Raw genomic sequence first — 23,112 nt, 5'->3', positions numbered from 1 at the left:
CCGGGTAGGAATTGACGGTGAGCGAGCCCTCCCTTGTGGGGAGCGCGACGCTTCATATAGTTGCTAGCCTAACGATCTATTCCGATGAGCTGCACTGACATACGTCAGATCGTCCGCGCAATGATCGGCGATGTCGCCTGAACGACACTTTTCAGACGAGGCAGAAACGACAGAGGCCACCCGAAGGTGGCCTCTGTTGACAAACGGTTAAATAAGCGAGGCGCTTACTTGACCGGCCAGCCGGTCAGCTCGGCCAGGGCCTTGCCGATGTCGGCCAGGGAACGCACGGTTTTCACACCAGCGTCCTGCAGGGCGGCGAACTTCTCGTCCGCAGTGCCCTTGCCGCCGGAGATGATGGCGCCGGCGTGGCCCATGCGCTTGCCGGGCGGTGCGGTGACACCAGCGATGTAGGACACCACCGGCTTGGTCACGTTGGCCTTGATGTAGGCAGCCGCTTCTTCTTCAGCCGAACCACCGATTTCGCCGATCATGACGATGGCTTCGGTTTTCGGGTCTTCCTGGAACAGCTTCAGGATGTCGATGAAGTTGGAGCCCGGGATCGGGTCGCCACCGATGCCCACGCAGGTGGACTGGCCGAAGCCGGCGTCGGTGGTCTGCTTCACGGCTTCGTAGGTCAGGGTGCCGGAACGCGACACGATGCCTACCTTGCCCGGCAGGTGGATGTGACCCGGCATGATGCCGATCTTGCACTCGCCGGGAGTGATCACGCCCGGGCAGTTCGGGCCGATCAGGCGTACGCCCAGCTCGTCGCACTTGACCTTGGCTTCCAGCATGTCGATGGTCGGGATGCCTTCGGTGATGCAGACGATCAGCTTGATGCCGCCGAAGGCCGCTTCCAGGATCGAGTCCTTGCAGAACGGAGCCGGAACGTAGATGACCGACGCGTCAGCGCCGGTAGCTTCCACGGCTTCCTTGACGGTGTTGAACACCGGCAGGCCCAGGTGGGTGGTGCCGCCCTTGCCGGGGGTCACGCCGCCAACCATCTTGGTGCCGTAGGCGATGGCTTGTTCGGAGTGGAAGGTACCCTGCGAGCCGGTGAAGCCCTGGCAGATAACTTTGGTGTCTTTATTGATCAGGACGCTCATTACTTACCCTCCGCGGCCTTGACGACTTGCTGGGCAGCGTCGGTCAGGCTGGTCGCCGCGATGATGTTCAGACCGCTTTCGGCCAGGACCTTGGCGCCGAGGTCGGCGTTGTTGCCTTCCAGACGAACGACAACCGGGATTTTCACGCCGACTTCTTTCACGGCGCCGATGATGCCTTCGGCAATCATGTCGCAGCGAACGATGCCGCCGAAGATGTTCACCAGAACGGCAGCGACGTTGCTGTCGGACAGGATGATCTTGAACGCTTCGGTCACGCGCTCTTTGGTGGCACCGCCGCCAACGTCGAGGAAGTTGGCCGGCTTGCCGCCGTGCAGGTTGACGATGTCCATGGTGCCCATGGCCAGGCCAGCGCCGTTGACCATGCAGCCGATGTTGCCTTCCAGTGCGACGTAGTTCAGTTCCCACTTCTGCGCATGGGCTTCACGAGCGTCGTCCTGGGACGGGTCGTGCATGGCGCGCAGCTTAGGCTGACGGTACATGGCATTGGAGTCGATGTTGATCTTGGCGTCCAGGCAGTGCAGGTTGCCGTCTTTCTTGATCACCAGCGGGTTCACTTCCAGCAGCGCCAGGTCGTAATCCTGGAACAGCTTGGCCAGGCCCACGAAGATGTGGGTGAACTGCTTGATCTGGTCGCCCTTCAGGCCCAGCTGGAAAGCCAGCTCGCGACCCTGGTACGGCTGAGCGCCAACCAGCGGATCGATGGTGGCTTTCAGGATCTTCTCAGGGGTCTCGTGCGCAACTTTCTCGATGTCCACGCCACCTTCGGTGGAGGCCATGAAGACGATGCGACGGCTGGAACGGTCGACAACGGCGCCGAGGTACAGCTCCTTGTCGATGTCGGTGCAGGATTCCACCAGGATCTTGCTGACCGGCTGGCCGTTGGCGTCAGTCTGGTAAGTCACCAGACGCTTGCCCAGCCAGTTGGCGGCGAACGCCTTGGCGTCCTCTTTGCTCTTGACCAGCTTCACACCGCCCGCTTTACCGCGGCCACCGGCGTGTACCTGGGCTTTAACGACCCACTCGGTACCACCGATTTTTTCACAGGCTTCTGCGGCCTCTTCGGGTGTGTCGACGGCGAAGCCCTTGGATACGGGCAGGCCGTACTCAGCGAACAGCTGCTTACCCTGATATTCGTGGAGATTCATGCTTGTCTACCGTTTTCGTCTTGGGTATTGCGCATTCGGCGCGGCGCTCGTGGCGCCACGCCACCTGTGACCGATTCCCCCTCGGGGGAGAAACGATCCGGCGGGTCGGGGGCAGCCCCTCGCAAAAGACTGCCGCCCTCCCCGCCGTGGTCCCGTTCCTTAGCGCTTCTTGCGGTTGGCGATGTGGATGGCGTGGCCATTCACTGCCAGGGCCGCTTCGTGCAGCGCTTCGGACAGAGTCGGGTGGGAGAAGACCATCATGCCCAGGTCTTCGGCACTGGTGCCGAATTCCATGCCGATCGCGCCTTGCTGTACCAGCTCGGCGGCGCTCGGGCCGATCACGTGAACGCCCAGTACGCGGTCGGTCTTGGCATCGGCGATGACCTTGACCAGGCCGGTGGTGTCGTTGGCGGCCATGGCACGGCCGCTGGCGGCGAACGGGAAGGTACCGACGTTGACTTCAACGCCTTCGCCTTTCAGCTGCTGCTCGGTCTTGCCGACCCATGCGATTTCCGGGTGGGTGTAGATCACCGACGGAATCAGGTCGTAGTTCATCTGAGCCTTGTGGCCGGCGATGCGCTCGGCAACCATCACGCCCTCTTCCGAGGCCTTGTGCGCCAGCATGGCGCCGCGGACCACGTCACCGATGGCGTAGACGCCCGGAACGCTGGTCTTGCAGTGGTCGTCGACGTAGATGAAGCCACGCTCATCCAGGGTCACGCCGCTGTCGGCGGCCAGCAGGTCGGTGGTCACCGGGCGACGGCCCACGGCCACGATCAGCTTGTCGAAGGTTTCCTTCTGCTCGCCATTGGCGTCAGTGAAGGTCACGGTGACCTGCTTCTTCTTCACGTCCGAACCGGTGACGCGAGCGCCCAGGCGGATGTTCAGGCCTTGCTTGGTCAGGACCTTCAGGGCTTCCTTGGCGATCTGCTCGTCGGCAGCCGGAAGGAACTTGTCCAGGGCTTCCAGGACGGTGACTTCAGCGCCCAGGCGAGCCCAGACCGAACCCAGCTCCAGGCCGATGACGCCAGCGCCGATTACGCCGAGCTTCTTCGGTACGCTCTGGAATTCCAGGGCGCCGGTGGAGTCGACGATCACGTCTTCGGTCAGCGGGGCCGGCGGGATTTCAACCGGCTTGGAGCCCGAGGCGATGATGATGTTGTCGGCTTCCAGAACCTGGGTCTTGCCGTCCAGGCCGGTCACTTCGACCTGCTTGTTGGCCAGGACCTTGCCGTGGCCTTCGAAGGAGGTCACGCCGTTGGCCTTGAACAGGGTGGCGATGCCGCCGGTCAGGTTCTTCACGATGTTGGCCTTGCGGGCAATCATCGCCGGAACGTCCATCTTCACGCCGCCGGTGGAGATACCGTGGACGTCGAAGCCTTCTTTGGCTTCCTTGTACTTCCAGGAGCTGTCCAGCAGTGCCTTGGACGGGATGCAACCTACGTTCAGGCAGGTACCGCCGAGGGCAACCTTGCCCTCTTTACCGATGTACTTCTCGATGCAAGCGGTCTTCAGGCCGAGCTGGGCGGCACGGATGGCGGCTACATAGCCGCCGGGGCCGGCACCAATCACAACCACGTCGAATTTCTGGCTCATGTCTCAATCCTTATTCCGGTGAAGCGGACGGCCCCTTTCGGGGCCGTCGTGTAGTACGGGGCCGTCGTGTGAATTGACGTATCAGACGTCCAGCAGCAGGCGAGCCGGGTCTTCCAGCAGATCCTTCATGGTGACCAGGAAGCTTACTGCTTCCTTGCCATCGATCATGCGGTGATCGTAGGACAGCGCCAGGTACATCATCGGCAGGATGACCACTTGACCGTTAACGGCCATCGGGCGCTCCTGGATCTTGTGCATGCCGAGGATAGCGGTCTGCGGCGGGTTGACGATCGGAGTCGACAGCAGGGAACCGAATACGCCACCGTTGGAAATGGTGAAAGTACCACCGGTCATGTCTTCGATGGACAGCTTGCCGTCTTTGGCTTTCTTGCCGAAGGTGGCGATGCCGTTCTCGATCTCGGCCAGGCTCATGAACTCGGCGTTACGCAGAACCGGTACGACCAGACCGCGGTCGCTGGAAACTGCCACACCGATGTCCTGGTAGCCGTGGTAGACGATGTCGTTGCCGTCGATCGAGGCGTTGACACCCGGGAAGCGCTTCAGGGCTTCGGTGGCGGCCTTGACGAAGAAGGACATGAAGCCCAGGCGTACGCCGTTGTGCTTCTTCTCGAACAGGTCCTTGTACTTGTTGCGCAGGTCCATGATCGGCTTCATGTTGACTTCGTTGAAGGTAGTCAGCATGGCCATGGAGGACTGGGCTTCGACCAGACGCTCGGCAACCTTGGCGCGCAGGCGGGTCATCGGAACGCGCTTCTCGACGCGGTCGCCAGCGGCGAACACCGGAGCAGCGGCAGCCGGAGCTGCAGCCTTGGCAGCCGGAGCGGCGGCCGGGGCGTTCTTCTTGGCTTCAACGGCAGCGACGACGTCTTCCTTGGTGACGCGACCGCCCTTGCCGGTACCGGCCAGGCTGTTCGGGTCGATGCCGTTCTCTTCGGCCAGCTTGCGGGCAGCCGGCGAGAGGATGTTGTCGTCGCCAGCGGCAGCAGCGGCCGGTGCAGCGGCAGCAGGTGCAGCAGCCGGAGCCGAGGCAGCAGCCGGAGCGGCAGCGGCAGCACCGCCTTCGCTCAGCTTGCCCAGCAGCTCGTTGGAGAGAACGGTGTCGCCTTCGTTCTTGACGATCTCTGCCAGGACGCCGTCAGCCTCGGCCAGTACTTCGATCACGACCTTGTCGGTCTCGATGTCGACGATCAGTTCGTCGCGCTTGACGGCTTCACCGACCTTCTTGTGCCAGGTTGCAACGGTGCCGTCGGCAACCGATTCCGGGAAGGTTGGGGCTTTGATTTCGATAGCCATTATGTGTGTTTCCTTAAATTCGGTATCAACTGCGCGTTGGCGTTAAACGGTGAAGGCGTCCTGCAGCAGTTTTTCCTGCTGCTCGGCGTGCATCGAAGCGTAGCCGCAAGCCGGAGCTGCCGAGCCTTCGCGGCCCGCGTATTCCAGGTTGAGACCTTTCTTGTGCGCGGCGATGACACGACGCATATGGTGCTGCGAGCAGAACCAGGCACCCTGGTTCATCGGCTCTTCCTGACACCAGACGATGTGCTTGAGGTTCTTGTACTGCGACAGCACCTCGGCCAGATCGTCTTCCGGGAAGGGATACAGCTGCTCGAGGCGAACGATCGCGATGTTCTCGAGACCTTCGGCGCGACGCTTCTCCAGCAGGTCGTAGTACACCTTGCCGCTGCACAGCACGATGCGGTCGACTTTCTTCGGATCCAGGCTGTCGATCTCGTTGATCACAGTCTGGAACGAGCCGTCGGCCAGATCTTCCAGGGTCGAGATGGCCAGCTTGTGACGCAGCAGCGACTTCGGAGTCATCACGATCAGCGGCTTGCGCAGCGGACGGATCACCTGACGGCGCAGCATGTGGTAGACCTGCGCCGGGGTAGTCGGCACGCAGACCTGGATGTTCTGCTCGGCGCACAGCTGCAGGTAACGCTCCAGGCGCGCGGAGGAGTGCTCCGGACCCTGGCCTTCGTAACCGTGCGGCAGCAGCATGGTCAGACCACACAGACGTTGCCACTTGGTTTCGCCGCTGGTGATGAACTGGTCGATCACGACCTGCGCACCGTTGGCGAAGTCACCGAACTGGGCTTCCCAGGTCACCAGCGCGTTCGGCATGGTGGTGGCGTAGCCGTATTCGAATGCCAGTACTGCTTCTTCCGAAAGGTAGGAGTCGTACAGGCTGACGCGCGGCTGACCTTCGAACAGGTTGGCCAGCGGGATGTAGACCGAGTCATCCTTCTGGTTGTGCAGCGCCGCATGGCGGTGCGAGAAGGTGCCACGGCCGACGTCCTGACCGGTCATGCGAACCGGGTGACCTTCGAACAGCAGGGTGGCGTAGGCCAGGTTCTCGGCGAAGCCCCAGTTGATGGGCATGCCACCGGCAGCCATCTTCGCGCGGTCTTCGTAGATCTTCTGCACCTGACGCTGCATGACGAAGCCGTCCGGGGTCTCCAGCAGCTTGGCGGAGAGGTCCTGCAGGGTCTTCAGGTCGAAGCGGGTGTCGTGTCGCGCGGTCCAGGCATGGCCCACGTACGGACGCCAGTCGACGAAGAGCTCCTTGTTGGGCTCCTTCACCAGGCTCTTCACCACGTGCTGGCCGTTGTCGAGAGCGTCGCGATATTCGTCGACCTTCTCCTGGGCCTGCTCGGTGGTCTGCACGCCGGCTGCGATCAGCGCGTCGGCATACAGGTCACGGGTGGTGCGCTGCTTGGCGATCTGCTGGTACATCAGCGGCTGGGTGCCGCTCGGCTCGTCGGCCTCGTTGTGGCCGCGACGGCGGTAGCAGACCAGGTCGATGACCACGTCACGCTTGAACTGCATGCGGTAGTCGACGGCCAACTGGGTCACGAACAGGACCGCTTCCGGATCGTCGCCGTTCACATGGAAGATCGGCGCCTGGATCATCTTGGCCACGTCGGTCGCGTACTCGGTGGAACGAGCATCGTCCTGGCGGCTGGTGGTGAAGCCCACCTGGTTGTTGATCACGATGTGGATGGTGCCGCCCGTCTTGTAAGCACGGGTCTGCGACATCTGGAAGGTCTCCATGACCACGCCCTGCCCCGCGAAGGCGGCATCGCCGTGGATGGAGATCGGCACGACCTTGTCACCGGTGCCGTCCTTGCGACGGTCCTGGCGAGCGCGTACCGAACCCTCGACCACCGGGGAAACGATTTCCAGGTGCGAGGGGTTGAACGCCAGGGCGAGGTGGACTTCGCCGCCGGAGGTCATGACGTTGGAAGAGAAGCCCTGGTGGTACTTCACGTCACCGGAGCCCATCTCGACCAGCTTCTTGCCTTCGAACTCGTCGAACAGCTCGCGCGGGTTCTTGCCCAGGGTGTTGACCAGGACGTTCAGACGGCCGCGGTGGGCCATGCCGATGACGATTTCCTTCACACCATAGGAGCCGGAGCGCTGGATGATCTCGTCGACCATCGGGATCAGGCTCTCGCCGCCTTCCAGGCCGAAGCGCTTGGTGCCCGGGTACTTGGTGCCCAGGTACTTTTCCAGGCCTTCGGCAGCGGTCAGGCGCTCGAGCAGGTGGGAGCGGGCGTCGGCGGAGTACGTCGGACGGCCACGGACGCTTTCCAGGCGCTGGGCGAACCAGTGACGCTGCTCGGAGTCGACGATGTGCATGAACTCGGCGCCGATGGTGCTGCAGTAGGTCTGCTTCAGCGCATCGATGATTTCACGCAGGGTCGCTTCTTCCTTGCCGATGTAGAGCTCACCGGTACGGAAAGTAGTGTCGAGGTCTGCAGCGGTGAGCCCGTAATGTTCCAGCGACAGGTCGGAGGGAGCGGTACGCACCCAGAGACCCAGCGGATCGAGCGATGCTGCCTGATGTCCACGCAGACGGTATGCCAGGATCAGGCGCAGGACTTCAACCTGCTTTTTCTCGTGCTCGGTGCTTACGCTGCCAGCGGAAACAGGCGCGGCGCGGCGCTGGTTCTTGGCCAGGAGTACGAAATGATCACGGATAGAGGAATGCGAAACGTCGGGGGCAGGATTGCCGTCGGCAGGAAGCTTCTGGAAGTACGTGCGCCACTCTTCTGGCACAGCGTTCGGGTCGTGCAGGTAGAGCTCGTAGAGCTCTTCGACGTAGGCAGCGTTTCCACCGGATAGATGGGCACTGTTCCACATCCGCTGCATTACGCTTTCGTGCATGCTTGGTCACCCTCGGTAAGGGGACTCCACCTGTGGAACCTCTGGCGCGAAGTCAAACACAGCGACTTCAAGCCACCGATTCCCGCAGATAGTCCGGGTACCAGCCCGGATGCCCCTGCTGGTCATATATACGTTTTCAAAACAGGACCCCCGCTTTGTGGGCTTGGGTCCTAAGGACTGTACCGCCGGACAATGTTCCGGCGGCACAGGTGTCGCTCTTTCATGATCTTTGGGCGCAAGGCCCGCAGATCAAGTGCCGCTCTGCAGCAGCATGTTACGGATGTGACCGATTGCCTTGGTGGGGTTCAGACCCTTCGGGCAAACGTTCACGCAGTTCATGATCCCGCGGCAGCGGAAGACGCTGAACGGGTCATCCAGGCTCGCCAGGCGCGCCTGAGTTTCGGTGTCACGGCTGTCGGCCAGGAAGCGGTAGGCCTGCAGCAGCGCGGCGGGACCCAGGAACTTGTCGGGGTTCCACCAGAACGACGGGCAGGAGGTCGAGCAGCAGGCGCACAGGATGCACTCGTACAGACCGTCCAGCTTTTCGCGCTCTTCCGGGCTCTGCAGACGCTCGATGGCCGGCGCTGCATATTTGTTCTGCAGGAACGGCTTCACGCTCTCGTACTGTTTGTAGAAGATGCGCATATCGACGACCAGGTCACGAATGACCGGCAGGCCCGGCAGCGGACGCAGAACCAGCTTGCCGCCCTTCAGGCCAGCGGCCGACAGGGGGGTGATGCAGGCCAGGCCGTTCTTGCCGTTGATGTTCATACCGTCGGAACCGCACACGCCTTCACGGCAGGAACGACGATAGGAGAAGCCCTCGTCCTGTTCCTTGATCAGCGCCAGCACGTCCAGGACCATGATGTCCTTGCCGTCGGTATCGACCTGGAAGTCCTGCATGTAGGGTGCAGCGTCCTTCTCAGGGTTGTAGCGGTAAACACTCACTTGCAACATGGCGGGCACCCTTAGTAAGTACGAACCTTGGGTTCGAATGCCGGAACAGTTTTCGGCGCGAAGTTGACGGCACGCTTGGCTACACGCTTCTCACCCGGGAAGTACAGGGTGTGGCACAGCCAGTTCTCGTCATCGCGCTCCTCGAAGTCTTCACGGGCATGCGCGCCGCGGGACTCTTTGCGGGCTTCTGCCGCAATCGCAGTGGCTTCGGCCACTTCGAGGAGGTTCTGCAGTTCCAGCGCTTCGATACGCGCCGTGTTGAATGCCTGGCTCTTGTCGTTGATCTTGACGGTGGCGATACGCTCACGCAGATCAGCCAGCTGAGCGATACCTTTCTGCATGTACTCGCCGGTACGGAATACACCGAAGTAGTTCTGCATGCAGGATTGCAGCTCGCGCTTGAGCGGAGCGACTTCTTCGCCGCTGGTGCGCTCGTTCACGCCGTTCAGGCGCTTGAAAGCGGATTCCAGGTCGGACTCGGAAGCCTGGCGGTGCTCGATACCATCCTTGAGCGCCTTCTCCAGGTGCAGGCCGGTGGCACGACCGAACACAACCAGGTCGAGCAGCGAGTTGCCGCCCAGGCGGTTGGCGCCGTGTACCGATACGCAAGCCACTTCGCCTACGGCGAACAGGCCTTCGATGATCTGCTCGTTGCCGTTGGCATCGGTAGTCAGGGCCTGGCCATGGATGTTGGTGGCAACGCCGCCCATCATGTAGTGGCAGGTCGGGATAACCGGGATCGGAGCGACGACCGGGTCGACGTGAGCGAAGGTCTTGGACAGTTCGCAGATGCCGGGCAGGCGGCTGTGCAGGACTTCTTCGCCGAGGTGGTCGAGCTTCAGCAGTACGTGGTCCTTGTTCGGGCCCACGCCGTTGCCGGCGATCACTTCTTTCACCATGGAACGGGCAACCACGTCGCGGCCGGCCAGGTCCTTGGCGTTCGGAGCGTAACGCTCCATGAAACGCTCGCCATGGGCGTTGATCAGGTAGCCGCCTTCACCGCGGCAGCCTTCGGTGACCAGTACACCAGCGCCGGCGATGCCGGTCGGATGGAACTGCCACATCTCGATGTCCTGCACCGGCACACCAGCGCGCAGCGCCATGCCGATACCGTCACCGGTGTTGATCAGGGCGTTGGTGGTGGAGGCGTAGATACGGCCGGCACCGCCAGTGGCCAGGACCACGGCCTTGGAGCGGATATAAACGGTGTCGCCGGTTTCGATGTCGATGGCGATGACGCCAACCACATGACCGTCCTGGTTCTTCACCAGATCGACCGCGTACCACTCATTAAGGAAGGAAGTACCGTTCTTCAGGTTGGCCTGATAAAGGGTGTGCAGCAGGGCGTGACCGGTACGGTCAGCCGCGGCGCAGGTGCGCGCAGCCTGGCCACCCTTGCCGAAGTCCTTGGACTGGCCACCGAACGGACGCTGGTAGATGCGGCCCTGCTCGGTACGGGAGAACGGCAGGCCCATGTGTTCCAGTTCGAACACGGCTTCCGGGCCGACGGAGCACATGTATTCGATAGCGTCCTGGTCACCGATGTAGTCGGAGCCCTTGACGGTGTCGTACATGTGCCAGCGCCAATCGTCGTTCGGGTCGGCCGAAGCGATGGCGCAGGTGATGCCGCCCTGGGCGGATACGGTGTGCGAACGAGTCGGGAAGACCTTGGTCACCACGGCAGTCTTGTGACCACCCTGAGCCAGTTGCAGTGCGGCACGCATGCCGGCGCCGCCGCCACCAACGATGATGGCGTCGAAGGAAAGAGTACGAATGCTAGCCATGGATCAGTTACCCCAGAGAATCTGCACACCCCAGACGAAGAATGCGAACATGGCCATGCCGCATACCGCCTGGACGAGGAAACGCACGACGGTCGCGGACTTGCCCAGCGCCATCGGAGTCAGGTAGTCGGTGGTGATGGTCCACATACCGACCCAGGCGTGCACGCTCAGGGAAACCAGCGTCAACAGGCTGAAGATCTTCATCAGGCTGTGGGAGAACAGACCATGCCACTCGGCGTAGGTGATACCTGGGTGAGCGATCAGGAAGCCCAGCAGGAAGAGAACATAAGCCGCGAGAACGACCGCGGAGACGCGCTGGACCATCCAGTCATAGAGACCCGAACGCGACAAGTTAGTGACGTTAGTTACCATACCCATACCCCCGCCAGAACGATCAGCACCACTGCGACAGCGATGACGATTTTCGAACCACGCTTACCGCCTTCCAGTGTTTCGCCAATACCTACGTCCATGACGAGGTGACGAATACCGGCTACCAGGTGGTACAGCAGCGCAGACAGCAGGCCCCAAATCACAAGCTTGACCAACGGATGGGTCAGACACGCCTTCACCTGCTCGAAGCTGTCTTCGGATGCGAGGGAACGATCCAGTGCGAACAGCAGCACTGCGATGCCCACGAACAGAATGACGCCGGAGATACGGTGGAGAATCGACGTGTAAGCAGTGATAGGGAGTTGGATGGTCCTTAGGTCTAGGTTTACGGGTCGTTTGCTATTCACGGCTTTTTTCACACTGAGAGCCCTTCTATGGATCAGGGCTAGTTGTCGGGAGGTGCACTTGTCAGGTACCCATCACCTTCGGGAGTGACAACCACCAATCAAGCTAGGCCGGACGGCCCTTGGCGGCTGGTCGCCGAGTATAGACAGTTAGGCCCCTAATGACAACGGAAAGACCTCCACCTAAGGACTAATTGCCGCACCCCCATAAAAGGCGTAAACAGGCAAATTTTTCCGGCAAAACAGGGGCTTGGAGGAGCCAAACTTCTCCGATTGTGCAAATTGACATTCGGATTTATCTCTCTATAGTGGTGCGGGCCCTGCGTGGGGGGTCGTACAGATGATTTCAAGCATAAATAGGAGGCCATCATGGCTGACAAAAAAGCGCAGTTGATCATCGAGGGCGCTGCCCCCGTCGAACTGCCTGTCCTCTCCGGCACGCTGGGTCCCGATGTTGTCGACGTGCGGGGCCTGACCTCCACGGGTCACTTCACTTTCGACCCCGGCTTCATGTCCACCGCCTCCTGCGAGTCGAAGATCACCTACATCGATGGTGATAAAGGTGTACTGCTGCATCGCGGCTACCCGATCGAACAGCTCGCCGAGAAGTCCGACTACCTGGAAACCTGCTACCTGTTGCTCAACGGCGAACTGCCCACTGCCGAGCAGAAAGAGAAGTTCGTCGGCACCATCAAGAACCACACCATGGTTCACGAGCAGCTGAAGACCTTCTTCAACGGTTTCCGCCGTGATGCGCACCCGATGGCCGTTATGTGCGGCGTGATCGGTGCCCTCTCCGCCTTCTATCACGACTCCCTGGACATCAATAATCCGAAGCACCGGGAAGTCTCGGCGCATCGTCTGATCGCCAAGATGCCGACCATCGCTGCCATGGTGTACAAGTACTCCAAGGGCGAGCCGATGATGTACCCGCGCAACGACCTGAACTATGCAGAAAACTTCCTGCATATGATGTTCAACACCCCCTGCGAGACCAAGCCGATCAGCCCTGTGCTGGCCAAGGCCATGGACCGCATCTTCATCCTGCACGCCGACCACGAGCAGAACGCCTCCACCTCCACCGTGCGCCTGGCGGGCTCCTCGGGTGCCAACCCGTTCGCCTGTATCGCCTCGGGCATCGCTGCCCTGTGGGGACCGGCTCACGGCGGTGCGAACGAAGCCGTTCTGCGCATGCTGGACGAGATCGGTGACGTATCGAACATCGAGAAGTTCGTGGCCAAGGCCAAGGACAAGAACGATCCGTTCAAGCTGATGGGCTTCGGCCACCGCGTCTACAAGAACTTCGACCCGCGCGCCAAGGTCATGAAGCAGACCTGCGACGAGGTTCTCCAGGAGCTGGGTATCAACGACCCGCAGCTGGAACTGGCCATGAAGCTGGAAGAAATCGCTCGCCACGACCCCTACTTCGTGGAGCGCAACCTCTACCCGAACGTGGACTTCTACTCCGGCATCATCCTGAAGGCCATCGGCATCCCGACCAGCATGTTCACCGTGATCTTCGCCCTGGCACGTACCGTGGGCTGGATCTCGCACTGGCAGGAAATGCTCTCCGGCCCGTACAAGATCGGCCGTCCGCGCCAGCTGTACACCGGCGCCACCCAGCGCGACTTCGTGGACCTCAAGGCCCGCTAAGCGCTACGGCGTAAAAGAAAAGGCCGCCTTCGGGCGGCCTTTTTATTGCCACGGCTTTTCTGTAGGAGCGAGCTTGCTTGCTCGCGAACAGCCCCGCTGCGAGCTTCCCCACCCCTCGGTTCGCGAGCAGGAACTAGGCGTCACCTCGGTCCCGCAAAAGCAAAAAAGCCGCCCAAGGGCGGCCTCTTCACGAAAGGGAACGACAGCGCCGATTACTTCTCGGCAGCGCTGCGCAGGCCCTTCAGGGTATTCATCGGCGCATCGACCACGAAGCTGTTGGCCAGCCAGGACGGGATGCTGCCACCCGGCTCGGTCTGCACCTGGTAAGTCACCTCGGTCACGCCAGCGCCCTTGGGCACCAGCTTCCACTCGCCGATCAGTTTCGGCACGCGGATTTCGCCTTTTTCTTCCGGGATATAGGTCGGCTCGGCCTTGAGATGACGGATCAGGCCGCCGTCGGCGGTCTTCTCGGTGGTCACGTGGATCACCACGTCGCGGCCAGTCACCGGCCAGGGCATGTCGATCTTCGAGTAGGTCCAGGAATTGTCGCCTTCGGTCTTCAGCAGACGCATCTCGGCGCAGGCGTGGATCCACTTGCAGGAGCCGGCCACGTCTTCCTGCAGGGCGTTGATCTTGGCCACATCGGCCTTGATGTCGACGACGCCACGGTAGGCCTTGTACTTGGAGCCTGCGACCGGGCTGAGGAAGACCTTCACACCGTCGTCTTCCTTCTCCAGCTTCCAGTCGTCCGCCAGGGCAGTACCGGCAAAGCCCATCACGGCAGTGGCCAGCAGGGTCATACGCAATACACCACGCATCGTCTTACCTCTCTTTATTCTTGGTCTCGTAGGGTCGGCAATTGCCGGCGCCCTGTCGCAATCCGCGGTCTTGAGCGGATCGGGGCGTCAGTATGGACCGCGAAATCGTGACTTCCAAGTCACATCAGGAGGCGGTGATGCGTTCCCACTCGGTGAGGATCCGCAGGGCCTGTTCATTGCTGCTGCCACAGGCATCGGCGTCCGCATCGAAGGCCGCACAGACCTTTGGACGCCGTGAGTCGCCGAATAGTTTGCACAGATTGCGCTCATCTAGTTGCACGCAGCGCACCCCCGCAGGCTTGCCGTCGGGCATGCCGGGGATGGGCGAGGAAATCGACGGCGCTATGCAGCAGGCGCCACAGCCGATACGGCATTGCATGGTTGATGAACTCTCGACTCGCTGATCATGGGTTGGAGCGCAGCAGCCCCTGCTCGCGCAGCGCCGCCACCAGATGCGCGCCCTCGGCGGAACCGGCACGGTAGAACACCGCCGGCTCGCCAATTGGCGTGGGGACTTCAACTGTCCCGCCGGCAGCCACCTCGAAGGTGCTGCCGCTCCACAGGTGCACCCAGCGTCCCTCGGGCAATGCCACGCTCAGGCGCTGCACGCCGGGCTCCAGCACCGGGGCCACCAGAAATTGGTCGCCGAGCATATAGCTCGTCGGCGTTTCCGCCAAGCTGGCCGGATCAGCGGGAAACTCCAGCCATAGCGGGCGCACCAGCGGCCAGCCATGCTTCGCTGCCTCGTCCATCAGGCGCTGGCGGTAAGGCGCCAGCTCTCGGAACAATGTTGCGAAACGCTGCAGCTGCGCTACTGTGGCCGGCGTGCTGTAGGCCTGCACATTATCATCCGGGCGATTGCCCTCGTGGGTGCGCAGCAGGCTGGTGAAGGCGGAAAACTCCGTCCAGCGCAGCAGCAGTTCCTCGCTGCGGTGGTAGTTCCTGATCGGGCTGCTGATGGTGGTATAGCCGCCGGTGTCGCTGTGATTCAGGCTGAAACCGGAAACGCCACCAGACAGCAATCCCAACAGCGCACTGTGCAGGCCATCGTCGGCATCCCAGGTCACCAGCTGGTCACCCAGCCACAGGCTGGTGGTCAGTCCAGGGCTGCGGCTGTAGGCAGAGCGCATGAAGAACAGCAGCTCGCCTGGCCCCTCCTCGTCAACCAGTTGCCGGTTGAGCTTCGCCCACAGTTCCGGATAGCGGTTGTGCAGCGCCGCGGCCGGCTCACCGGACGCCAGCTTCGCCTCATAGGGCAAGGCCTCGCCGAAGTCCGCCATCCAGCCGGAGAAGCCAGCGCCAAGCATTTCCTTGCGCATCACTTCGCGCAGCCACTCGGCAGCCTGAGGGTTGGTCAGGTCGACCAGCCCGGCGCTGAAGCTGGTGTTCTGCAGCAGCAGCGGCTGCCCCTGGGCGTCCACAGTCAGGTAGCCATGCTCCAGCGCTTCCCGGTAGAGATTGCGGGTCGCCCCGCCCTTCTCCACCGTGTCCACCAGGAAGGGATTTACGTAGGCCAGGCTGCGAATACCCTTGGCCCGCAGCTCGGCATTGAAGGCTGACCAGCCCGGATAGCGCTCCCCATCGAGCACCCAGTTCCACCACAGTTGCTTGCCGAAACTGGTGGTGCGCTGGCCGACCCAGTCCTGCACCCAGACGCCGGCCAGCGGCACCTTCGCCTGCTCCAGCTGATGGACGATGCCACGCACACGCTCAGTGCCGCCCTGCAGCCCGAGGATCGCTCCCTGCTGCGTCCAGGCCGGCAACGGCGGCATGCGCCCGACTACCGAGGTGTGCGCCTCGATCAGTGCCTTGGGACTGCTGCCTTTATAGAAGTGCGCCTTGAGTTTGCCGGCGTGCACTTCCAGCGCCACGCGCTGATCGTCGCGCAGGTCGAAGACCTGGTACTCCGACGCCTCGCTGAAGAAGCCGTGCAGGCGCGAGGTGAGGTAGAAAGGTACTGGCGCGTAGGTGGTCCACCAATCGCCACCGGCGCGGTTGGTCAGGTCGGCTGCCAGCGTGATGGGTTGCAGGCCCCGCCCCACGCCCTGCTCCTGCACCAGGATCGGCAGGCGGCGCCCGCTCAGGTCGAAGCGGGTGAACTGCTCGCCGAAGCCGTGGAACTGCTCGTCCGCCTCCCGCGCCCAAGCCAGATAGAGACGGTTCAGCGCCGGGTCATCCAGGCTCACATCCATCAGCACGCCGCGCTCGCCATCGGCACGCAGTGCAACGCTGTAGAGCACCTGCCGACCATCGTCGCAACCCAGTTTCCCCGAGATCAGCAGCTCATCCGGGCCGCCCCGAACGGCATCCAGCTGTTGCTGGCGACACAGCAAACCACGGTGTTCGTGGACGAACATTGCGCCACGATGCTCCTCGGCCGCGACACGCCCGATGCCGGCGGCGAGAAACCCGCCACGGGTTTGCCACAGCGTCTGCGCGGGGTGCTCGCCCGCCAGCAGCGCGAAGGACGCCCCATCCCACTCCAGGCGGTAGTCACCCAGCTTCCAGCTCTGCCCGGCTGAGACGGCCGGCGCCACCGTCAGCTGCGCCCAGACCGGCCGCTGCTGCCACCACTGCCAGCCTTTCCAGCCGCCGAATGCCAGCACACCCAGCGCCAGCAACACCGCGCCTCCCCGCAACAAGAATCTGATCACTATCCCGCCCCTTGGCTGTCGCGCGGCGCTCCACTAGGCTCAGGCGCAGTCCCTCTCTGGAGCCTCTGCCATGCCGGTCTGGCTGCAAACCGCGTTTCTTCTGTCGCTTTCCAACCTGTTCATGACCTTCGCCTGGTACGGCCACCTGAAAACCCTGAGCAGCAAGCCGTGGATCATCGCGGCGCTGGTCAGTTGGGGCATCGCACTCTTCGAGTATTTATTGCAGGTGCCGGCCAACCGCATCGGCTATACGGTGATGTCGGTGGGGCAACTGAAGATCATGCAGGAGGTCATCACGCTGGCGGTCTTCGTGCCGTTCAGCGTGTACTTCATGCAGCAGCCACTGAAGCTCGACTACTTGTGGGCCGGCTTGTGCCTGCTGGGCGCGGTGTACTTTATCTTCCGCGCCTGAGGCGGGCAGGAGCGGCGCACGACGATCTCTGCGACCGATGGCGCCACCTGCGGGGAATAAAGCGGGTCAGGACTCGGGCGAATCCTGCAGGCGAGTGATCAGGCTGGAAGTATCCCAGCGCCCGCCACCGGCGGCCTGCACCTCGGCGTAGAACTGGTCGACCAGCGCCGTGACCGGCAGTTGCGCGCCGTTGCGGCGGGCCTCATCGAGCACGATCCCCAGGTCCTTGCGCATCCAGTCCACCGCGAAGCCGAAGTCGAAGCGCCCTTCCAGCATGCTCTGGTGGCGGTTCTCCAATTGCCAGGATTGCGCCGCGCCCTTGCTGATCACTTCCATGGCCGCCATGCCGTCGAGGCCGGCGCTCTGGGCGAAGTGCAGCGCCTCCGACAGCCCTTGCAGCAAGCCGCCGACGCAGATCTGGTTGACCATCTTGGTCAACTGGCCGCTACCCACCGGGCCCATGCGCCGCACCATGCGCGCGTAGGTGGCGATCACCGGTTCGGCGCGCGCATAGAGGTCCGCATCGCCGCCAACCATCACCGTCAGCGCACCGTTCTCGGCGCCGGCCTGGCCGCCGGAGACCGGCGCATCAAGGAAGCCCAGCTCGCGCTCCGCCGCCGCCACGGCCAGTTCACGGGCGACCTCAGCCGAAGCGGTGGTGTGGTCCACCAGCACAGCGCCCGGCTGCATCCCGGCCAACGCGCCCTCTTCGCCCAGCACCACGCTGCGCAGGTCATCATCGTTGCCGACGCAGCACATCACGAACTCAACCCACTGCGCGGCCTCGCGCGGAGTGTCCGCCGAACTGCCGCCAAACTGCCTGACCCACTGGGCCGCGCGGCTCGCGGTACGGTTGTAGACGCACACCTCATGCCCTTCGCGCGCCAGATGCCCGGCCATGGGATAGCCCATCACGCCCAGACCGATGAATGCCACTTTCGCCATCTTGATCCCCCTTGTCCTGGTAGCCGGTCAGCCTAGCACAGCGGTTTGCCGGCCCCGCAAACGCCTTCCATACTCGATTCGTACCCAACCACGAGCACCGACTATGCCCCACTGGCTGGTGATCGACCTGGAAGCCACCACCGAGGAAGGCGGCTGGCCGGTCGAGGAAATGGAAATCATCGAGATCGGCGCCAGCCTGGTGGCCGAGGCCGACGGCCGCGAGCTGGATCACTTCCAGCGCTTCGTGCGCCCGCAACGTCGACCGCTGCTGACCGCCTTCTGTCGCGAACTCACCCACATCACCCAGGCCAACGTCGATGCCGCAGCGCCCCTGCATGAGGTCTGGCCGCAATTCGAGCGCTGGCTGGCCCAGCACCGCCCGCGCCTGGCCGGCTGGACCAGCTGGGGCGACTACGACCGCCACCAGCTGGAACTGGAATGGCGTCGCCAGAACCTGGACAGCCACCTGGCCCGTGTTCCTCACGTCAACCTCAAACAGCGCTTCGCCCAGGCCCGCCAGCTCAAGCGGCCGGTGGGCCTGAATGCCGCGCTGCACCTGGCCGGATTGAACTTCCAGGGACAGCCGCACCGCGCCCTGGAGGATGCCCGCAATACTGCCCGCCTGTTGCCGCTGACACTGCCGGTGGCCGGCTGAAAGAAGGCCCCATTCACTGACCGAACGGTCGCCTGCGCCGCTCTAGTGACGGAGCCTGCGCCCTTGGGCATACTGGCGGGCCCTTTTTCACCCCTCTAGCAGGAGAAGCCCATGTTCAAGGTCAACGAGTACTTCGACGGCACCGTCAAATCCATCGCCTTCGACATGACCGCAGGCCCCGCCACTATCGGCGTGATGGCTCCCGGCGAATACGAATTCGGCACCAGCCAGCTGGAGGTGATGCACGTCGTCGCCGGCGCGCTGACCGTCAAGCTGCCGGGCAGCGACAGCTGGGAAACCTTCGAAGGCGGCAGCAACTTCACCGTGCCGGCCAACAGCAAGTTCCAGCTGAAAGTCGCCCAGGACACTGCCTACCTCTGCGAATACCGCTGAGTTCGGCTGTTCCATGAAAAACCGGCCCTGGTGGCCGGTTTTTTATTGGCTGCGAAAAGGCCCGGCGAACTCTCGGTGCTCGGGCGCCCCTCTCCCCCGCCCTATCCCTAAAGGGAGAGGGCAGCCCATGGCACAGAACTCCAGGCAGCTAAGAAAAGCACCCTTGCAGGCCAGCCTCAAGACCAGCCCGCAGTCCCGCATCCTTCTCGGCAATGAACACCAGCCGCGAGCCCTGTGCCGCCTCGGCCGCCGTCGCCGGGCGCAGTTGATAGCGCCCGCCCACAAACTGCAGCCACTGCACATCACCCTGTCCCTTCAGGCGGATCAGCCCCTTGAGCCGCAACAGCCCGCGCGGCAATGTCTCCAGCCAGTGTTTCAGCCGCACGCCATCGAAGCTTTCATCGCCCTGCCAGCTCCAGCTGTCGAACAGGTCGCCATGGTCGACTCCTTCCTGCCCATGCGGCCGGAGCTTGCGTGACGGCTCGCCCAGCAGCAGTTCATCGGGAATCTGCGCCTGGATGGTTTCCAGCACGCGCGCGCCACGGCCGAAGCGCTCGCGCTGGGCGGCCAGCTCATCGGCTTCGAGCAGGTCGCACTTGTTCAGCAGCAGCAGGTCGGCGGCGGCCGCCTGCATGCGTTCCAGCCGCGCATACTCGCCTTCGAGCGGCTCACGACGGGCAGCGTCGACCACGGTCAGCACCGCATCCAGGTGCAGGCGTCGGCGCAGCTTCGGGTAGCCCAGCGTCTGTACGATGCGCTGCGGGTCGGACACCCCGCTGCACTCGATCACCACCTGTTCCAGCGGCGGGTGCATGTTCGCCAACCGTTCCAGCTGCGCCAGCAGGTCGTCCTGCACCGAGCAGCAGATGCAGCCGTTCTCCAGGCTGTACACAGCCTCGGTCTGCTCGGCGATCATCCCGGCGTCGATGTTCAGCTCGCCGAAGTCATTGACGATCACTGCCAGCCGCCGCCCTTCGCAGCGCTCCAGCAGGTTGCGCAGCAGCGTGGTCTTGCCGGCGCCGAGGAAGCCGGCGACCACCGTTACCGGGATGCTCGCGGCGTTCATGCGTTGACGCCTTCGATGCGCGGCGGCTCGCCCTGCCAGACAGCCGCCAGCGGCGTGTCGGCGAACTGGCCGAGACGGTCGTAGACCGGCCGCCCCTCGACGAAGGTCAGCTGCACTTCGGTACGGTGAATGTAGTTGCGTGCCGGCTGCTCGAAGAGGTTGCGATCGAGCACGATGAAGTCCGCCGACTTGCCCGCCTCCAGGCTGCCGGTGAGATGTTCCAGGCCCATGGCGTAGGCGCCGTTGAGGGTCGCCACGCGGATCGCCTGTTCCAGGCTGATCGGCTCGCCAAAGCAGGCAGGGTCGTCGTTCCACGGGTTCTGCCGGGTGACCAGGGTTTCCAGCGCCAGCCAGGGATCGATGGACGCCACTGGCCAGTCGGTGCCGAACACCGCGGTGCCGCCGGCGGCCAGCACGCCCTTGAAGTCGTAGATGCGCTTCAGGCGATCCGGACCGTAGCCGGAGCGCGCCCCGCTGGCGAAAGGCGTCGGGTACCAGGCCGCCGGGGAGAACTCGGCGATCACCTCCAGCTCGCGGAAGCGCTTGAGGTTGCCCGGATGCAGGATGGTGCTGTGCGCGCACTGGTGGCGTACGCCGCTGAAGCCGTTGCGCCGGCGCGCTTCGGCCACCGCGTCGAGGAACACGTCGGACGCCGCATCGCCGGTGCAATGGGCAATCACACGGATGCCGCGGCGATCCATGTCCACCACCATGTCGGTGATGTGCTCCGGGGTCAGGTTCAGCTTGCCGCGCCAGGCGTCCTCGCCCGGCCACGGCGTAATAAGGAAGGAGGAACGCGGTTCGACGGTACCGTCGAAGTGGAATTTCACCGCGTTCGCCGACAACCGTGCGCTGCGGTAGTAGTGGCGTTCGCCGCTGAGCAGTTCCCAGCGGCGGCGCACCGGGAAGATATCGTCCTGCCAGCTGATCGCTGCTTCCACCCGCAGGGTCAGTTGGCCGGCGTCGTCCAGGTGCTTGAGGGCATCCAGGCGGTTCTCGCAGACGTGCACATACTTTGCCGCCGTGACCCCGCGCGAACTCTGGAAGTGCACGCCATCTCGGTAGGCCTGGCGCAGCACCTTGGCCGGAGTCGGCGGCATGGCGGCATGGATCAGCGCGTAGGCGCCGTCGATCATCAGGCCGTTGGGCTCGCCGGTGAACTCGTCACGCTCCAGGTAACCATTGCGCGGATCGGGGGTGTTGGCGTCGATGCGGGCCAGCTCCAGGGCGCGGGAGTTGACCATCATGGTGCCCCACATGCGGTCGAGCAGTGCCACCGGGCGATCCGGCAGGATGCTGTCGAGCCACTCGCGGCCCGGCCTCAGCCCGGCCTCGCGGAAGGTGTAACGCACCCAGTACTGGCCGTAGACCCAGCCATCGCCAGGGTGGCTGTCGGCATAGCCGCGGATCGCTTTCGCCAACTGATCCGGAGTCGGGTCCTCGATGCCGACATCGAGGTCGTCGGCGTAGCGGGGTGCCAGCGCCAGGTCCGGGTGGGTGTGCATGTCGTGCAGGCCGGGCATGCAGAAGGCGCCTTCGAGATCACGCACCAGGGTGTCCGGGCCGATCAGGTGCTCCATGTCCTCGCGCCGGCCTACCGCCAGCAGCCGGCCATCGCGTACGGCCACGGCCTCGGCCCAGGGCTGGGCGGGGTCGAGGGTGTAGAAGCGGCCGTTGTGCATCAGCAGTTCTGCGAAGCGGTCGCTGGGGGAATTGGAGGAGCGGAAGCGGTCCGGAGCGGTCATGGGATGCCCTTGTTGTTCTTGTCCGTGGGGGCAGTATAGGGCTCGACTTTCAGCCAGTGACTAGCACAAAATAACAACTCGCTAGCATTAAACGACAGGTTGACTGCGCGAATGCCCACCGCTTCCTTCGACATCGATTACGCCGCGCGCCAGCTGTTCCGCCATTTCCTCGACGAATGGCGCGCTCGCCCCGCCCTGCCGCCCGTGGCTCCCCTGCTCGGCGGCCTGGGCTTGCCGCCGAGCGGAGAAGCGGCAGCCACCGAGATGAACTTCGCCCGCTACTATCGCCTGCTGCAGCAGGCCGCCGGGTTGCTCGGCCCGAGCGACTTCTACCTGCGCCTGGGCCAGCGCTACAACCTTTATGACCTGGGAGTGATCGGCTACGCGCTGATCAGCGCGGCCAACCTGCGGCGCTCCTGGGACATCTCCCTCGGCCAGCCGTCGAGCCTGATGCCCCACCCGATCCACACCCACCGCGAGGAAGTCGGCGAGCACATCCGCCTGACGCTGCAATTGCCGCCCTTCAGCGAGGTAGAGCGCATCGCCCTCTGCGAGGAATGGCTGAGCAGTACCTGGCGCTGGTTGTGCCAGCGCCTGCCGGACCTGGAACACTGCGCCGACATGCAGTTGCACCTGCCCTACCCGCCGCCGGCCCATGCGGCGCTGTACCAACAGCTATTCCCCGGCCCCTGCCATTTCAATGCCGGCCAGGCCGAGCTGTGGATGCCGAAGGCATTCCATGACCAACCCTTCTCCACCGCCAACCCCTCGGTGAGCCGGCTGTGCCAGGCCCAGGGCGCGGCAACGCTGGCCAGCTTCGAGCGCGGCCCGGCATTGCCCGATGATGTGCGCTACTACCTGCTGCAGAACGCGCGCATCCCGCTGCCGGACCTGGAGCAGACCGCCGCCTGGCTGCGCCTGCCGCCGCATACGCTGCAACGCCGGCTGCGCGAGCACGGGCTGACGTTCAAGGGCATCGTGCTGGAAGTGCGGATGGCGCTGGCCCAGCGTTATCTGCTGGCCAGCCGGATGGCATTGCAGGAGATCGCCTTCCTGCTCGGCTATGAACACGTCACCAGTTTCCACCGGGCATTCCAGCGGTTTACCGGGACGACACCGGAGCGATTCCGCGCCAACGGTGGGAAGGAGCAGCCGTAGGGTGCATAACCTGGAACAGGTTATCCGCCGGCAACACCACGGCGGATAACGCTGGCGCGTTATGCGCCCTACGGATTAT

Annotated in this window: 20 protein-coding genes; 5 read left to right on the top strand and 15 right to left on the bottom strand. The window is 63.4% G+C overall.

What is annotated here, in order from left to right; translation table 11 throughout:
• Positions 1-224: 224 nt before the first annotated feature.
• The 9 genes from sucD to sdhC form a co-directional block, all read right to left on the bottom strand.
• Positions 225-1,106 (bottom strand): succinate--CoA ligase subunit alpha, encoded by an 882-nt coding sequence (gene sucD, locus RS899_RS08435; protein WP_038803160.1) that lies wholly within the window; start codon positions 1,104-1,106, stop codon positions 225-227.
• Entirely contained in the window at positions 1,106-2,272 is a 1,167-nt protein-coding gene (gene sucC, locus RS899_RS08430; RefSeq protein ID WP_015477516.1) for an ADP-forming succinate--CoA ligase subunit beta, read from the bottom strand. The genes sucD and sucC overlap by 1 nt, the downstream gene beginning before the upstream one ends.
• Positions 2,273-2,431: 159 nt before the next feature.
• Complete coding sequence (gene lpdA / locus RS899_RS08425; protein WP_054907944.1) at positions 2,432-3,868, bottom strand: dihydrolipoyl dehydrogenase; 1,437 nt, start codon at positions 3,866-3,868, stop codon at positions 2,432-2,434.
• Between the two features lie 81 nt (positions 3,869-3,949).
• Positions 3,950-5,182: a 2-oxoglutarate dehydrogenase complex dihydrolipoyllysine-residue succinyltransferase gene (odhB, locus tag RS899_RS08420; RefSeq protein WP_054907943.1), complete on the bottom strand. Its 1,233-nt coding sequence runs from the start codon at positions 5,180-5,182 to the stop codon at positions 3,950-3,952.
• Positions 5,183-5,224: 42 nt separating this feature from the next.
• Positions 5,225-8,056, bottom strand: coding sequence for a 2-oxoglutarate dehydrogenase E1 component (locus RS899_RS08415; RefSeq protein WP_315809611.1), 2,832 nt, complete (start codon positions 8,054-8,056; stop codon positions 5,225-5,227).
• Positions 8,057-8,305: 249 nt separating this feature from the next.
• Positions 8,306-9,013, bottom strand: coding sequence for a succinate dehydrogenase iron-sulfur subunit (locus tag RS899_RS08410; RefSeq protein WP_024765470.1), 708 nt, complete (start codon positions 9,011-9,013; stop codon positions 8,306-8,308).
• Positions 9,014-9,024: 11 nt separating this feature from the next.
• Positions 9,025-10,797 carry a succinate dehydrogenase flavoprotein subunit gene (gene sdhA / locus RS899_RS08405; RefSeq protein WP_054907941.1) on the bottom strand — a complete coding sequence of 591 codons (1,773 nt, stop codon included), beginning with the start codon at positions 10,795-10,797 and terminating at the stop codon, positions 9,025-9,027.
• Between the two features lie 3 nt (positions 10,798-10,800).
• Positions 10,801-11,169: a succinate dehydrogenase, hydrophobic membrane anchor protein gene (gene sdhD, locus RS899_RS08400; RefSeq protein ID WP_024765472.1), complete on the bottom strand. Its 369-nt coding sequence runs from the start codon at positions 11,167-11,169 to the stop codon at positions 10,801-10,803.
• The gene (sdhC, locus tag RS899_RS08395) at positions 11,163-11,549 is read right to left on the bottom strand and encodes a succinate dehydrogenase, cytochrome b556 subunit (RefSeq protein ID WP_315809610.1); all 387 of its coding nucleotides are present in this window, start codon (positions 11,547-11,549) and stop codon (positions 11,163-11,165) included. Before sdhC ends, sdhD begins: the two co-directional genes overlap by 7 nt.
• Before the next feature lie 354 nt (positions 11,550-11,903).
• Between sdhC and gltA the strand changes: the two genes are divergently transcribed.
• Positions 11,904-13,187: a citrate synthase gene (gltA, locus tag RS899_RS08390; protein WP_045208034.1), complete on the top strand. Its 1,284-nt coding sequence runs from the start codon at positions 11,904-11,906 to the stop codon at positions 13,185-13,187.
• A gap of 212 nt (positions 13,188-13,399) precedes the next feature.
• Here the strand turns inward: gltA and RS899_RS08385 are convergent, their stop codons facing one another.
• From RS899_RS08385 to RS899_RS08375, 3 genes are all read right to left on the bottom strand, one after another.
• Positions 13,400-14,005, bottom strand: coding sequence for an START domain-containing protein (locus RS899_RS08385; protein WP_024765475.1), 606 nt, complete (start codon positions 14,003-14,005; stop codon positions 13,400-13,402).
• Between the two features lie 124 nt (positions 14,006-14,129).
• On the bottom strand, positions 14,130-14,384 hold the full coding sequence (locus RS899_RS08380) for a YkgJ family cysteine cluster protein (protein ID WP_315809609.1): 255 nt from the start codon (positions 14,382-14,384) through the stop codon (positions 14,130-14,132).
• A 25-nt stretch (positions 14,385-14,409) separates the two neighbouring features.
• Positions 14,410-16,659, bottom strand: coding sequence for an alpha-glucosidase (locus tag RS899_RS08375; RefSeq protein ID WP_315809608.1), 2,250 nt, complete (start codon positions 16,657-16,659; stop codon positions 14,410-14,412).
• A gap of 70 nt (positions 16,660-16,729) precedes the next feature.
• On the opposite strand from RS899_RS08375, the gene RS899_RS08370 reads away from it, so the two are divergent.
• The gene (locus RS899_RS08370; protein ID WP_045208042.1) at positions 16,730-17,071 is read left to right on the top strand and encodes a DMT family protein; all 342 of its coding nucleotides are present in this window, start codon (positions 16,730-16,732) and stop codon (positions 17,069-17,071) included.
• Between the two features lie 66 nt (positions 17,072-17,137).
• Here RS899_RS08370 and RS899_RS08365 read toward each other — a convergent pair whose 3' ends face one another.
• Positions 17,138-18,016, bottom strand: a complete 879-nt coding sequence (locus RS899_RS08365; RefSeq protein ID WP_315809607.1) for an NAD(P)-dependent oxidoreductase — start codon at positions 18,014-18,016, stop codon at positions 17,138-17,140.
• A 103-nt stretch (positions 18,017-18,119) separates the two neighbouring features.
• On the opposite strand from RS899_RS08365, the gene RS899_RS08360 reads away from it, so the two are divergent.
• Together RS899_RS08360 and RS899_RS08355 are read left to right on the top strand one after the other, a co-directional pair.
• The gene (locus RS899_RS08360) at positions 18,120-18,671 is read left to right on the top strand and encodes an exonuclease domain-containing protein (RefSeq protein WP_024765479.1); all 552 of its coding nucleotides are present in this window, start codon (positions 18,120-18,122) and stop codon (positions 18,669-18,671) included.
• A 111-nt stretch (positions 18,672-18,782) separates the two neighbouring features.
• On the top strand, positions 18,783-19,064 hold the full coding sequence (locus RS899_RS08355; RefSeq protein WP_024765480.1) for a pyrimidine/purine nucleoside phosphorylase: 282 nt from the start codon (positions 18,783-18,785) through the stop codon (positions 19,062-19,064).
• A 148-nt stretch (positions 19,065-19,212) separates the two neighbouring features.
• Here the strand turns inward: RS899_RS08355 and RS899_RS08350 are convergent, their stop codons facing one another.
• Positions 19,213-20,130 (bottom strand): GTP-binding protein, encoded by a 918-nt coding sequence (locus RS899_RS08350; protein WP_315809606.1) that lies wholly within the window; start codon positions 20,128-20,130, stop codon positions 19,213-19,215.
• On the bottom strand, positions 20,127-21,875 hold the full coding sequence (locus tag RS899_RS08345) for an amidohydrolase (RefSeq protein ID WP_315809605.1): 1,749 nt from the start codon (positions 21,873-21,875) through the stop codon (positions 20,127-20,129). The genes RS899_RS08350 and RS899_RS08345 overlap by 4 nt, the downstream gene beginning before the upstream one ends.
• 111 nt (positions 21,876-21,986) lie before the next feature.
• On the opposite strand from RS899_RS08345, the gene RS899_RS08340 reads away from it, so the two are divergent.
• Complete coding sequence (locus tag RS899_RS08340) at positions 21,987-23,033, top strand: helix-turn-helix transcriptional regulator (protein ID WP_054907934.1); 1,047 nt, start codon at positions 21,987-21,989, stop codon at positions 23,031-23,033.
• Positions 23,034-23,112: the final 79 nt, after the last annotated feature.

Origin of the sequence: Pseudomonas sp. C9-3 (genome assembly GCF_032392015.1) — a bacterium.
In the GTDB taxonomy this organism is placed as follows: Bacteria; Pseudomonadota; Gammaproteobacteria; order Pseudomonadales; family Pseudomonadaceae; genus Pseudomonas; species Pseudomonas nitroreducens.
This window is presented reverse-complemented; position numbering and strand designations above follow the sequence as displayed.

Bases quoted from the DNA above. Each gene is read 5' to 3' on its own strand.
- sucD (WP_038803160.1), bottom strand. From the start codon at position 1,106: ATGAGCGTCCTGATCAATAAAGACACCAAAGTTATCTGCCAGGGCTTC.
- sucC (WP_015477516.1), bottom strand. From the start codon at position 2,272: ATGAATCTCCACGAATATCAGGGTAAGCAGCTGTTCGCTGAGTACGGC.
- lpdA (WP_054907944.1), bottom strand. From the start codon at position 3,868: ATGAGCCAGAAATTCGACGTGGTTGTGATTGGTGCCGGCCCCGGCGGC.
- odhB (WP_054907943.1), bottom strand. From the start codon at position 5,182: ATGGCTATCGAAATCAAAGCCCCAACCTTCCCGGAATCGGTTGCCGAC.
- RS899_RS08415 (WP_315809611.1), bottom strand. From the start codon at position 8,056: ATGCACGAAAGCGTAATGCAGCGGATGTGGAACAGTGCCCATCTATCC.
- RS899_RS08410 (WP_024765470.1), bottom strand. From the start codon at position 9,013: ATGTTGCAAGTGAGTGTTTACCGCTACAACCCTGAGAAGGACGCTGCA.
- sdhA (WP_054907941.1), bottom strand. From the start codon at position 10,797: ATGGCTAGCATTCGTACTCTTTCCTTCGACGCCATCATCGTTGGTGGC.
- sdhD (WP_024765472.1), bottom strand. From the start codon at position 11,169: ATGGTAACTAACGTCACTAACTTGTCGCGTTCGGGTCTCTATGACTGG.
- gltA (WP_045208034.1), top strand. From the start codon at position 11,904: ATGGCTGACAAAAAAGCGCAGTTGATCATCGAGGGCGCTGCCCCCGTC.
- RS899_RS08385 (WP_024765475.1), bottom strand. From the start codon at position 14,005: ATGCGTGGTGTATTGCGTATGACCCTGCTGGCCACTGCCGTGATGGGC.
- RS899_RS08380 (WP_315809609.1), bottom strand. From the start codon at position 14,384: ATGCAATGCCGTATCGGCTGTGGCGCCTGCTGCATAGCGCCGTCGATT.
- RS899_RS08370 (WP_045208042.1), top strand. From the start codon at position 16,730: ATGCCGGTCTGGCTGCAAACCGCGTTTCTTCTGTCGCTTTCCAACCTG.
- RS899_RS08365 (WP_315809607.1), bottom strand. From the start codon at position 18,016: ATGGCGAAAGTGGCATTCATCGGTCTGGGCGTGATGGGCTATCCCATG.
- RS899_RS08360 (WP_024765479.1), top strand. From the start codon at position 18,120: ATGCCCCACTGGCTGGTGATCGACCTGGAAGCCACCACCGAGGAAGGC.
- RS899_RS08355 (WP_024765480.1), top strand. From the start codon at position 18,783: ATGTTCAAGGTCAACGAGTACTTCGACGGCACCGTCAAATCCATCGCC.
- RS899_RS08350 (WP_315809606.1), bottom strand. From the start codon at position 20,130: ATGAACGCCGCGAGCATCCCGGTAACGGTGGTCGCCGGCTTCCTCGGC.
- RS899_RS08345 (WP_315809605.1), bottom strand. From the start codon at position 21,875: ATGACCGCTCCGGACCGCTTCCGCTCCTCCAATTCCCCCAGCGACCGC.
- RS899_RS08340 (WP_054907934.1), top strand. From the start codon at position 21,987: ATGCCCACCGCTTCCTTCGACATCGATTACGCCGCGCGCCAGCTGTTC.